Origin of the sequence: Streptomyces sp. NRRL F-5727 (assembly GCF_000719555.1) — a bacterium.
Lineage (GTDB): Bacteria > Actinomycetota > Actinomycetes > Streptomycetales > Streptomycetaceae > Streptomyces.
Genome location: NZ_JOGX01000005.1, coordinates 206,188 through 217,486 on the forward strand (window position 1 = coordinate 206,188; position 11,299 = coordinate 217,486).

The window sequence follows — 11,299 nt, forward strand, 5'->3', positions numbered from 1 at the left end:
CGGGACGTCCGAGGACCTGCACCTCGCCCTCGCGGCGGAGTCCGTGGGGCAGCAGGTCGACATCGCACTCGGGCCGTGACCACGGCGGTCCTCGCCGTCACCCCTGGCCCATGCAGCCTGGTGATCGCGGTGTCGATCGCGGCCGGCATGGTCCGCGGCAACCTCACCCTCCTCCAGGCCACCGCCATCACCGACCGCTGGGGCACACAGCACTACGGTCGGCTCTCCGCCCTCCTCAGCGCCCCCGCCATGACAGCCTCCGCTCTCGCGCCCTTCGCTGCAGCCACTCTCGCCTCAATCCTGGGCGGCTACCCGGAGTTGTTCGGAGTGCTTGCCGGCCTCGCGGCGGCGTCCGCAATCGTGGCCACGGCGACATCCGTACGAGGAAGGGAATGATTCCGATCGTCGAGGCCGACGGTCTCGGCACAGTGTCGCCGCCTTGCTCGCGAGTTCTACGCTGTCGAGGCTCTCGAGCGTGGCAGGCAGCGAGCCGACTTCTGGAGCGGTCGACCGTCGACTGGCTGATGGTCAAAGGGGCCGTGTTCCGTATACCGGGTCGAGGACAGTCCCCGACAGGTCGGCTGTGCATGGGCGCACGACGTCAGTGGGCACGGAGGGACCTTCTGCATGCCTGATGGCGCATCAGATAAGTCAGCATTCGGTCAGCATGAGTCCCCGCGCGTTCCGTGGCGATCGTCCCAACAGGCGTTGGTGCTAAGGGAAACACCAGGCAGGAAGCCGTCTAGCCCGACGGGAGCGATGTTCCTCACAAGCATCGTCCGGCGTGTGCCGGTGTACAGTCGAGGACGCCCTTGACCTGCAGAAAGCAGGCAGGGAGCCGTCTCGGAGGAGTCCCAAGTGCTGCGCACTCTGTTCAAGTCCAAGATCCACCGTGCCACCGTCACCCAGGCCGACCTGCACTACGTCGGTTCCGTGACCGTGGACGCCGACCTGCTCGACGCCGCCGACCTGCTGCCCGGTGAGCTGGTGCACATCGTCGACATCACCAACGGTGCCCGGCTGGAGACCTACGTCATCGAGGGGGAGCGGGGTTCCGGGGTCGTCGGGATCAACGGGGCCGCGGCTCACCTGGTGCATCCCGGGGACCTGGTGATCCTCATCAGTTACGCGCAGATGGACGACGCCGAGGCACGGGCGTACGTGCCCCGTGTCGTGCACGTCGACGGGGCGAACCGCATTGTGGAGCTGGGTGCCGACGCCTCGGCGCCCGTGCCCGGCAGTGACACCGTGCGTCCGCCGCACGCGGTGCCGGCCCGGGTCTGAGTCCGGGGGCGCTCCGCGTCCACGCGGACCACGCCCGCGGCCGCGCGCGTGACCCGTACGGAGGCGCGCGCGGGTCGGGACGGCGTCGCCGGTGCCACCCTGGAGGTGAGGGGGGCCGTCGACCGGGAGGTACGTCATGACCCATCCGTATCCCGACCCGCTGCCGCCCTCGCCGATCCCGCCGCCGGAGCCGGCGCCCCCGCCGGTGCCGCCGCCCAACCCGGTGCCCGTCCCGCCCGACCCGGCTCCGCCCGCGCCGCCGCAGCCCGGCGGGCCCGTACCGCCCCCGGAACCCCAGCCGCAACCGGGCCCCGCCGGGCTCGGCCGGTCCGGCGCGGCTCCGCCCGGGGCGTCAACGCCCCGGTGACGTACGGGACTCCACTGTCCCGGCGGACTTCCGCGACCGGCTTGTCACACAGCGTGCGACCCCCGTAACTTGGACCGCTGTCGCTGTGTTCTAGGGGGGCCCATGGCCGTACGCGGACGTCACCGCCGCCACCAGCCGAGCCGGATCAACCGCGCCTCGCTCACCGCCACCGTCGGAGGGGCCGGCATCGCGCTGCCGCTCATCGGAGCCGGCGCCGCCGAGGCGGCCTCGCTCGACGTCTGGGAGAAGGTCGCCTCCTGCGAGTCCTCCTCCAACTGGCGCATCAACACCGGCAACGGCTACTTCGGCGGACTCCAGTTCAGCCAGTCCACCTGGGAGGCGTACGGCGGCCGCGAGTTCGCGCCCCGCGCCGACCTGGCCTCCAAGGACCAGCAGATCGCCGTCGCCGAGCGGGTCCTCAAGGGCCAGGGGCCCGGCGCCTGGCCCGCCTGCGGCAGCCGCGCCGGACTCGCCCGCGGCGGGCCCGCGCCGGACGCCGGCGGCGGCGGGGGCCGCGGGAACGACGTACGGACCGCGTCGCTGCCCGCGCAGCGCGCCTTACCGCAGGCCACGCCCGAGAAGCCCGGTCCGACGACCGTCCCCACCGTCCGCGAGATGTACACCGTCACCCCCGGCGACTCGCTCTCCGAGATCGCCCGCGACGAACGGGTCCGCGGTGGCTGGCAGCGCCTGTACGAGATCAACCGCAAGGTCGTCGGGGACGACCCCGACCTCATCCACCCCGGCCAGCGCCTCACCCTGAGGATCGCCGCCCCGGCCCGTCCACCGGCCGCGCCGAGCGCCCGCCCGACGGCCCCGCGGCTCCCCACCGCCAAGCCCGTCACGCCCCCGAGGCTCCCGGCCCCCGCCACGCCCGCGCCGAAGCCGCCCGCCACGTCCGCGCCCGCCGCGAAGCCGCCGGCCGTCAAGCCCGCCGCCGACCGGCACACCGCGAAACCGCAGCCGAAGCCCCCGGCGAAGACGGCCCAGGCACCGGCGGCCAAGCCGGCCGCGAAGCCGCAGACCAAGCCCCGCCCGAAGCCGGAGAACAAGCCGCAGCCGAAGCCCGAGAGCAAGCCGAAGACCCAGTCCCAGCCCCAGTCGAAACCGAAGCCGAAGCCGCGGAGCGAGCCCCGCGAGGACCGCTACTCCGCGCCCGTCTCCGCCGACATCGGCACCCGGTACGGCAAGCCCGGCTCGTCCTGGTCCAGCGGGTACCACACCGGCGTCGACTTCCCCGTGCCCACCGGGACCACCGTCAGGGCCGTCTCCGACGGCCGGATCGTCACCGCGGGCTGGGGCGGCGCGTACGGCTACCAGATCGTCGTCCGCCACGACGACGGCCGCTACAGCCAGTACGCCCACCTCTCCGCCGTCTCCGTCCGCGAGGGACAGCGGGTCACCGGCGGTCAGCGCATCGGGCGCTCAGGGTCGACCGGCAACAGCTCGGGACCGCACCTGCACTTCGAGGTGCGGACGGGTCCCGGGTACGGCTCCGACATCGACCCCCTCGCCTACCTCAGGGCCCGCGGGGTCTCCATCTGACGCAGCGGACGCGTCGGACGCGTCTGACGCGGAGGGCCCGTCCCCGCCGGGGCGGGCCAGCCGGTCCAGGGTCAGCTCGACCAGACCGCCCGCCGCGACCGCGCCGCACACCAGGGCCGCCACCGTGCCCGCCGCCCCGTACCGGAAGCCCTCGCCGAAGAGCGTGAGACCCACCGTGGCCGCCACCACCGGGTTCACCACGGTCACCGTGGCGAGAGGGGCGGCGAGCCCGGCGCCCCGGTAGGACGCCTGGGACAGCAGCAGCCCGGTGACGGCGAGCGCCGACAGGACCAGCGCGGAGCCCCACTCGGCGAGCGGGGCGTCCGCCGACCACTCCTCCGCGACCGCCTTGGTGAAGACCGACGCCACCCCGAAGGCCACGCCCGCGGCCGCCGCCAGCGCGACCCCGCGCAGCGCGGAGCGGCCGGCGAGCCGCGCCAGCACGAACAGCGCCGCCACCCCGGCGAAGGTGGCCCCGGCCAGCAGCCAGCGCTCCGGGCCGTCCGGCGTGCGCCCCTCGCCGCCGTCCGTCACGCTCAGCAGACCGGCCAGACCGGCCGTCGCCATCAGCGCCCCGTGCCAGGCCCGCCGCCCCGCCCGCCGCCGGACGAACAGGGCGGCCATCGGCAGCGCGAACACGATGGTGAGGGCACCGAGCGGCTGCACCACGCTGAGCGGGCCGTAGGCGAGGGCCACGACGTGCAGCGCCGCGCCGAGCCCGTTGAGCAGCACGGCGCCCCACCAGACCGGGTTGCGCAGCGGCGCGTACGTCAGCTCGGGGGCGTCCGCCGCGACCCGTTCCTGGACGATCGCCGCACCGGCGTACGCGACCGCGGAGACCAGTGACAGGACGACGGACAGCAGTAAGGGACTCATACCTTCCACGATCGCCCCCGCGGACCGTTCCCGTCGTCAGACCAGGGAACGCCTTCTCGGTACCGCCGACGCAGTACGCGGCGGGCCCGTACACCGGAAGGTGTACGTCATCGCAGGTCACCGTGGCCGAAAGCGGCTCAGGCCGGGACCGGGAAGCGGTACCGGCCGCGTCCCGCCGTGCCCGCGGGATCCACATCCCGAGCCAGTCGCCGCGCCGACCGGTCCACTTTGGACCCGAAGATCCGGAAGGCGTGGAAGGTCCGGTCAGGGGGCGGGGCGGACCGGGATACGGTGGCGCCGCGCCGCCGGAGCCGTACCGGCGGAACCACCACGGGGGAGCGATGGAACCGGACGCCAGCACGCCCGCCCTCGGCGGCTTCTTCGCCCTCCGGACCGCCCCGCCGTCCGCCGGCGGCGACCACCGCCCGCTCGCCCGGCTCTACGCGGGCGACGAGGAACCCGCCGGCGACGCACCCCTGCACGCGCGCGTGGACCGGGTCGCCGCCGCGCTCGGCGCGCCCGAGCGGCGCGTCGGCGCCTCCGTCGCCCAGCTCGGGCTCGTCGCCCGCCTCTGGTCCACGGCGCTCGGGCCGGCCGCCCTGCACGGCCGCTTCCCCGCCCTCGACCCGGCGGAGCTGTACTGGGACCCGGCCCTCGGCGCCCCGGACGACCTGTGGTGGTCCGGCGCCGACACCCGCCCCGGCACCGTGGCCGCGCTCCGCGAGGCCGTCCAGGAGACCCATCTCGTCCCGCTGCACGCCGCCTTCGCCCGCGACGGGCGGATCTCTCCGCGGCTGCTCTGGGGCAACGCCGGGTCGGCGCTCGCCGGCGCCCTGCGCGAGCTCGTCCGCTGGTCCCGCGCCCACGGCCGCCCCGGGGTGGCCGACCGGGCCGCCGCCCTCGTCCAGGGCCTCCTCGACCACCCGGACCTCGCCCGGACCGTCCGCGGCCCGGCGCTGCGCCGCACCACCTGCTGCCTCTACTACCGCTCGTCCTCCGGCGGCCTGTGCGGCGACTGTGTGTTCGACCACGCCCCGGGAACGGGTTTGGAGCGGCGGCCCCCCGCTCCGTAAAGTTGACACTTCAAACCCCCCGGCGGCACCCCGCCCGCGAGCGATCGAGGAACGACCACGGCCATGACGGTGACTGAAGAACCCCAGGAGTACGGCCCGGGCATCGACCCCGAGCGCCTGGCCGTCTGCCTGAGCGTCCTCGACGAGCTGGAGAAGATCGAGGTCGACCACCCCGACGCGATCGCCGTCCGCCGCGCCACCGCCGGCATCTACCGCACGGTCAAGCAGCGTCGCCGCCAGGAGCGCCGGGCCGCCAAGACCGCGCACGACCGCGCGGTCACCGAGGCCACCGCGACCGGCTCCGCCCAGCGCATCGACGACGAGACCGAGGGCATCCTGCCCTCCTCGGTCACCGAGGCCGGGAAGATCGCGGGCATACTCCAGCGCCCCCGGTCCTGCTACACCTGCAAGACCCGGTACGTCGAGGTCGACTACTTCTACCACCAGCTCTGCCAGGACTGCGCGGCCCTGAACCGGTCCAAGCGGGACATCCGCGCCGACCTCACCGGCAAGCGCGCCCTGCTCACCGGCGGCCGGGCCAAGATCGGCATGTACATCGCGCTGCGGCTGCTCCGCGACGGCGCGCACACCACGATCACCACCCGCTTCCCCAAGGACGCCATCCGCCGGTTCAAGGCGATGGAGGACTCGGCGGAGTGGATCCACCGCCTGGAGGTCGTCGGCATCGACCTGCGCGACCCGGCCCAGGCCGTGGCCCTCGCCGAGCAGGTCGCCGCCGCCGGTCCGCTGGACATCCTGATCAACAACGCCACGCAGACCGTGCGCCGGCTGCCCTCCGCGTACGCGGCCCTGGTCGACGGCGAGACCGCGCCGCTCCCGGCCGGCGAGCTGCCCGCCCACCACGTCATCGGCGCCTTCAACTCCGGCGCGGTCGACGGCCTCGCCGCGCTGCCCGTGGGGACCAGCGGCCTCGACGCCCAGAAGGTCGCCGACCTCGCGCTCGTCGCGGGCAACGCCGGCCTGGAGCAGTACCGGGCGGGCACCGCGATCGACGCGGGCGGCCTGCTGCCGGACGTGGTGGAGTCCAACACCTGGGTGCAGACCATCGACCAGATCTCCCCGGTGGAGCTCCTGGAGACCCAGCTCTGCAACTACACCTCGCCGTTCATCCTGATCAGCGCCCTGCGCCCGTCGATGGCCGAGGCCGCCGCCAAGGCCGCGAGCGGGCGCGCGTACGTCGTGAACGTCTCCGCCATGGAGGGCGTCTTCTCCCGCGGCTACAAGGGCGCCGGGCACCCGAACACCAACGCCGCCAAGGCGGCCATGAACATGGTGACGCGGACCAGCGCCCAGGAGATGTTCGAGACCGACAAGATCCTGATGACCTCGGTCGACACCGGCTGGATCACCGACGAGCGCCCGCACTTCGAGAAGCTGCGGCTCGCCGAGGCGGGCTTCCACGCCCCGCTGGACCTGGTCGACGGCGCCGCCCGCGTCTACGACCCGGTCGTGCGCGGCGAGGCCGGCGAGGACCTGTACGGCGTCTTCATGAAGGACTACTTCCCCGGCAAGTGGTAGCCCCGCTTCCGCGGGCTCGCCCCCCGGCTCGTCCCCGAAAGAGCGCCCTTTCCCGTCGGAAAGGGCGCTCTTTCGGCCTTCGTCACTCGAACGCGTCACACTTTGGAGCCCGGTAGAGCGCAAGTGCGCTCATTTGGTTACTCTGATGCCCACGGTCGGCCACCGGAGCGACACCCGCTCCACAGCCGGCCAGGGGACTGGCCACCCACCTCGGCCGCGGCCCCGCCCGAACACCGGCGCCACCGCGACCGAACGGCCCTACGTTCCCCCTCTGACGCGACACAAAGGAGTGCGCGGTGACACCCGAACTGACGAAGCAGGAATCCGGACCGTCGGAACCCTCCGAACGGCAGCGGCGCAACGGCGAGCTGGGCAGCCTCGAAGTGTGGGCCCGCTCGGCCCCGATCCGCCTCGCGGGCTACGAGGACGACCTCGCCGAGCCCCACATCCTGCCGGGCATCGACTGATCGCCGCCCGACGCGAGGCGTCGTCCGCCGGCTGCCCCGTCGCGGCCCGTACGGCCCCGGTGCCCCCGGTCCCTCCCGGACCGGGGGCACCGCCGTGTCCGGCTCAGCCCCGCAGCCGGACCGGCGGCAGGTACTCGCGCAGCAGCCGCCGCTGCCACCAGGCCCCGGTCGTGCGCAGCTCGCGCCAGGTGGAGAAGCGGTAGCGGTAGAGCCGGGCGCGGACGTGGACCGGCGGAGCGTCCGGGAACGGATTGCGCCCGAGCAGCCGCAGGGTGTCCCGGTCCCCGGCGAGCAGCCGCTCCACGAAGGGCCCGAACCACTCGCGCGCGTAGCCGGGGGAGAGCGCCGCGAACCACATCAGCCAGTCGAGACGCAGGTGGTACGGGGCGAACTGGCGGGGGATGCGGCGGGGGTCGCCGGGCTTGCCCTTGAAGGCGTACGCGCGCCACTCCGTGTCCGGGCCGGGCTCCGGGTCGCTGGTCCCCTCGACGACGATCTCGTCGCGGACGCGGCCGACCGTGCCGAAGGCGCCGTAGGTGTTGACCAGGTGGAACGGGTCGTAGGAGCGGTTCATCGACTGGTGGCGGGAGAGCAGGTTGCGCACGGGGCGGTCGCTGCGGACGAGGACCAGGGCGGTGACGGCGAGGACCAGGGCCACGTACCAGAGCGGCGGGTCGGGGCGGGGGTGGTCGCCGGTGAGGGAGGAGAGGTCGAGGGCGGCGGCCGCGAGGACGATCGTGAGCCAGTTGAGCCAGGCGAAGTTGCCGGAGAGCACCAGCCACAGCTGGGTGACGATCATCAGGGCGGCCGCTACCGTGGCCACCGGCTGCGGGGCGAAGAGCAGGAACGGCACGCCGAGCTGGACGACGTGGTTGGCGGCCGCCTCGACGCGGTGCAGGGGGCGGGGGAGCCGGTGGAAGAACCAGCTCAGCGGGCCCGGCATCGGCTGGGTCTCGTGGTGGTGGCAGAGGCAGGTGAGCTTCCGCCAGCACGCGTCGCCGCGGATCTTGATGAGTCCGGCGCCGAACTCGACGCGGAAGAGCAGCCAGCGGAGCAGCAGCAGGACCAGGAGGGGCGGGGCGACGTCGTCGTTGCCGAGGAAGACCGCGAGGAAGCCGGTCTCCAGGAGCAGCGACTCCCAGCCGAAGGCGTACCAGGTCTGGCCCACGTTCACGATCGACAGGTAGAGGCCCCACAGCAGCAGCCACAGCAGCATGGAGACGGCGAGCGGCACCGCGTCGCCGGCCCCGGCGGCCAGCGCCGCGGCCCCGGCGAAGCCGGTCCAGGCGACCGCCGCGAAGAGTCGGTCCGAGTAGCGCCAGTGGAAGAGCGAGGGCGAGCGGAGCGGGGTGGTGCGGCGCAGGAACTCCGGTACGGGGAGCATGCCGCGCTCGCCGATGAGTGCCCGGAACTGGAGGGCGGCCGACAGGAAGGCCACGCAGTACAGCACGGCCAGGCCGCGCTGGAAGACGGTCCGGCCCAGCCACAGCTCGGGCGCGGTGAACCACTCCATCGTCTCCAGTATCGGCCCGGCGGGGCCGGTCCGGCGTCCTACCCGGCGGCGATCCGGGCGAGGACGCGGCCGAGCCGGCGGGCGTAGGCGAGCTGGAGGCGGGGGACGACGGGGTCGGCGAGCCGGGTGTACCAGGCGGCGGGGCGGCTGAAGGCGGTGACGGTGAAGCGGACCGTGCCGTCGGGCTCCAGCTCCACCAGGAAGGACTCCTCGCCGCACTCGGGGTGGCCGGTGAGCGTGCCGTACGCGAAGCCGGCCCGGTGCTCCTCCTCGGGGACCCAGATCACCCGGCAGGGGACGCCGAAGGCGAGCGGGCCGATGCCGAGGGCCACCTCCAGGGTGACGCCCGGGGCGGCGCGGCCGGCCGAGGAGCGGACCCGGGCGCCGGTGGCCCGGTGCATCCGCCAGGTGGTGACGGCCTCGGCGGCGGCCCGGAAGGCGGCGGGGCCGTGGCCGACGGGCGTGCTGTGGCGCAGGTGGTGGTAGCCGGCGGGGAGGGCGCCGGGGGTGCGGGTGGCGCCGACCTCGCGGTAGGTGAGGGTGCGGCGCGGGGGCAGGTCACCGAGGACGCGGGTCATGCCGGGAGCTCCGTTCGCGGGAGGGGGGTGGGGCGGGGGTGGCCGGCGGCCTGGAGCCGGCGGTGGGCGAGCAGGGAGCAGACGGCGAAGCCGAGGGCGTTGCCGAGTCCGTGGGTGGCGGCCATCCAGGTCAGGGTGGGGTGGGGGAGTCCGGTCGCCTCGCCCAGCGCCCACCAGAGCGCGAGCGCCATGGTGGCGGCCAGGACCAGGGCGGAGACCGCGAGCAGGGCCCGGGTGGCGGGGTCGGCGGCGAGTCCGCGCCGCTCGCGCAGGGTGAGGACCGCGACGGCGGCCATGCCGGCGGTGAGGACGACCGCGCCGGCCAGTTCCGCCCAGTCGTCGACGAAGTAGCCGATCAGGACCAGCAGGGTGCCGGCGGGCACGCTGAGCGCGGCGGTCCGGGCCAGGGCGCCCTCGTCGGGCGTACGGGACAGCAGCCCGGCGACCAGGGCGGCGGCGAAGCCCGCGAAGTGGAAGTGCGGCACGGTCAGCGCGAGGAGGTCGAGCTCGAAGCCGAAGAGCGGGTACGCGGCCCGCTCGGCGACGAGCGCCAGTCCGGCGACGGACGGGGAGACGAGGGCCGTGAGGACGGCGATCTCGCCCGGGGGGAGCGACAGGAGGGCCCGCCAGGTCGCGGGCCGGGGGAGGGTCAGGGCGGTCCGGGCCGGGGCCTGGAGCGCGAGGGCCAGAGTGGCGAGCGCGTAGCAGGCCGCGAGCGCCGTGGCGGTGCCCGAGCGGGGCAGCCAGAGGGAGACCGCCCCGGGCAGGGCCAGCAGCGGCCAGGCCCGGCGCAGGAGGTCCCAGCCGGGCGGCCGGGGTCCCTCGACGAGACCGAGCCCGGTCGGCACCACCCAGAGCATCCCGAGCGTCACGACCGGGACCACGAAGGCCGACAGTGCGGACACGACGTACCACTCCCCCCGACTTGAACACGTTCAACGGTGACGCGACCGAGCCTAGGTCCTCCCTTGAACGTGTTCAAGTCCGAGGGTTCCGGGCCTGTCGCCGCCCGGTCGGCCGCTCTCCGCTTGCACCCCGTCACCGGCTGCGACAGAACAGGAGGAACCCACCCGAGCCGACCGGGAGAAGCAACGTGCGCCCCACGCAGCGCCGGACGCGGAGCAACCCCGCCGCCGTCCGCCCCGCCACCGGAGCCGCCCGCCACCAGGGCCGCCCCGCCCTCGCCGCGACGCTCGGCGCCGCCGCCCTCCTCCTCGCCGGCTGCTCCTCCGCCGACACCGGCGGCGCCGCCGGACGGGCCGCCCTCGGCGCCGCCCACGAGGTGCACCTCCAGCCGGTCGCCGCCCAGGGCCCCGACCCCTTCACCGCCTCCACCGCCCGCGGCGCCGGACTGCGCGCCCTCCAGGAACCCGACCCCGCGGCCCAGCCCGTCAGCGCCCCCGGCATCCGCGAGGTCACCGGCTCCACCCCCGGCCTCTACGGCGGCACCCGCGCCGAGGCCAGCTGCGACATCGAACAGCAGGTCGCCTACCTCGCCGCCGAACCCGCCAAGCTCACGGCCTTCGCCGAGGCCGCCGGCATCCCCGAGGGCGGCGTCGCCGACTGGCTGCGCGACCTCACGCCCGTGCTGCTGCGCGCCGACACCCGCGTCACCAACCACGGCTTCCGGGACGGCCGCGCCGCCCCCTTCCAGTCCGTCCTCCAGGCCGGCACCGCCGTCCTCGTCGACCCCTACGGCGCCCCCCGCGTCCGCTGCGCCTGCGGCAACCCGCTCCGCACGCCCGTCAGCGTCTCCGGGGCCGTCCACCACGGCGACCCCTGGACCGGCTTCGACCCCGACCGCGTGATCATCGTCAAGCCCACCACCGCCGTCGTCACCAGCCTGGTCATCGTGAACGTCGCCGACGACAGCTGGATCGAGCGCAAGGCCGGCAGCGACGGCGACGAGGACCGCAAGCCGGACACCGTCCCCGACTGCGACCCCGACACCTGCGCCCTCAGCGACCCCGTCACCCCGGACCCCGACGCGCCCGGGAGCGTCACCCCCGAGACCCCGACGGAGCGCCCCGCCGAACCCGCCACCCCCACCGCCCCCG

The 11,299-nt window shown here is 74.7% G+C and carries 11 protein-coding genes; 7 read left to right on the top strand and 4 right to left on the bottom strand.

The features are described from left to right. Nucleotides 1–75 precede the first annotated feature (75 nt). The 3 genes from IF73_RS0106295 (at nt 76) to IF73_RS38555 (ending at nt 3,196) form a co-directional block, all read left to right on the top strand. Complete coding sequence (locus tag IF73_RS0106295) at nt 76–396, top strand: hypothetical protein (RefSeq protein WP_031004327.1); 321 nt, start codon at nt 76–78, stop codon at nt 394–396. A gap of 462 nt (nt 397–858) precedes the next feature. Next, the gene (gene panD / locus IF73_RS0106300) at nt 859–1,284 is read left to right on the top strand and encodes an aspartate 1-decarboxylase (protein WP_031004329.1); all 426 of its coding nucleotides are present in this window, start codon (nt 859–861) and stop codon (nt 1,282–1,284) included. Between the two features lie 469 nt (nt 1,285–1,753). Further along, entirely contained in the window at nt 1,754–3,196 is a 1,443-nt protein-coding gene (locus tag IF73_RS38555; protein ID WP_051716568.1) for a transglycosylase family protein, read from the top strand. Here the strand turns inward: IF73_RS38555 and IF73_RS40305 are convergent. Further along, nucleotides 3,077–4,072, bottom strand: a complete 996-nt coding sequence (locus IF73_RS40305) for a DMT family transporter (RefSeq protein ID WP_031004333.1) — start codon at nt 4,070–4,072, stop codon at nt 3,077–3,079. The genes IF73_RS38555 and IF73_RS40305 overlap by 120 nt on opposite strands. A gap of 341 nt (nt 4,073–4,413) precedes the next feature. Between IF73_RS40305 and IF73_RS0106315 the strand changes: the two genes are divergently transcribed. The 3 genes from IF73_RS0106315 to IF73_RS41390 all read left to right on the top strand — a co-directional run bounded on the left by IF73_RS0106315 (nt 4,414) and on the right by IF73_RS41390 (nt 7,151). Beyond that, nucleotides 4,414–5,145 carry an IucA/IucC family C-terminal-domain containing protein gene (locus tag IF73_RS0106315; protein ID WP_031004335.1) on the top strand — a complete coding sequence of 244 codons (732 nt, stop codon included), beginning with the start codon at nt 4,414–4,416 and terminating at the stop codon, nt 5,143–5,145. A 63-nt stretch (nt 5,146–5,208) separates the two neighbouring features. Then, complete coding sequence (locus IF73_RS0106320) at nt 5,209–6,684, top strand: SDR family NAD(P)-dependent oxidoreductase (protein ID WP_031004337.1); 1,476 nt, start codon at nt 5,209–5,211, stop codon at nt 6,682–6,684. A gap of 296 nt (nt 6,685–6,980) precedes the next feature. Then, on the top strand, nt 6,981–7,151 hold the full coding sequence (locus IF73_RS41390) for a hypothetical protein (protein ID WP_199806618.1): 171 nt from the start codon (nt 6,981–6,983) through the stop codon (nt 7,149–7,151). A gap of 103 nt (nt 7,152–7,254) precedes the next feature. Here IF73_RS41390 and IF73_RS0106330 read toward each other — a convergent pair whose 3' ends face one another. The 3 genes from IF73_RS0106330 to IF73_RS0106340 are packed head-to-tail and all read right to left on the bottom strand — an operon-like array spanning nt 7,255 to nt 10,138. Then, the gene (locus IF73_RS0106330) at nt 7,255–8,664 is read right to left on the bottom strand and encodes a lipase maturation factor family protein (protein WP_031004339.1); all 1,410 of its coding nucleotides are present in this window, start codon (nt 8,662–8,664) and stop codon (nt 7,255–7,257) included. Between the two features lie 38 nt (nt 8,665–8,702). Beyond that, nucleotides 8,703–9,242: a DUF1990 family protein gene (locus IF73_RS0106335; protein WP_031004341.1), complete on the bottom strand. Its 540-nt coding sequence runs from the start codon at nt 9,240–9,242 to the stop codon at nt 8,703–8,705. Continuing rightward, nucleotides 9,239–10,138: a YndJ family protein gene (locus IF73_RS0106340; protein WP_051716575.1), complete on the bottom strand. Its 900-nt coding sequence runs from the start codon at nt 10,136–10,138 to the stop codon at nt 9,239–9,241. The genes IF73_RS0106335 and IF73_RS0106340 overlap by 4 nt, the downstream gene beginning before the upstream one ends. A 197-nt stretch (nt 10,139–10,335) precedes the next feature. Here IF73_RS0106340 and IF73_RS0106345 point away from each other — a divergent pair. Continuing rightward, on the top strand, nt 10,336–11,299 hold a 964-nt coding region (locus IF73_RS0106345; protein ID WP_051716569.1), incomplete at its 3' end, for a DUF6777 domain-containing protein.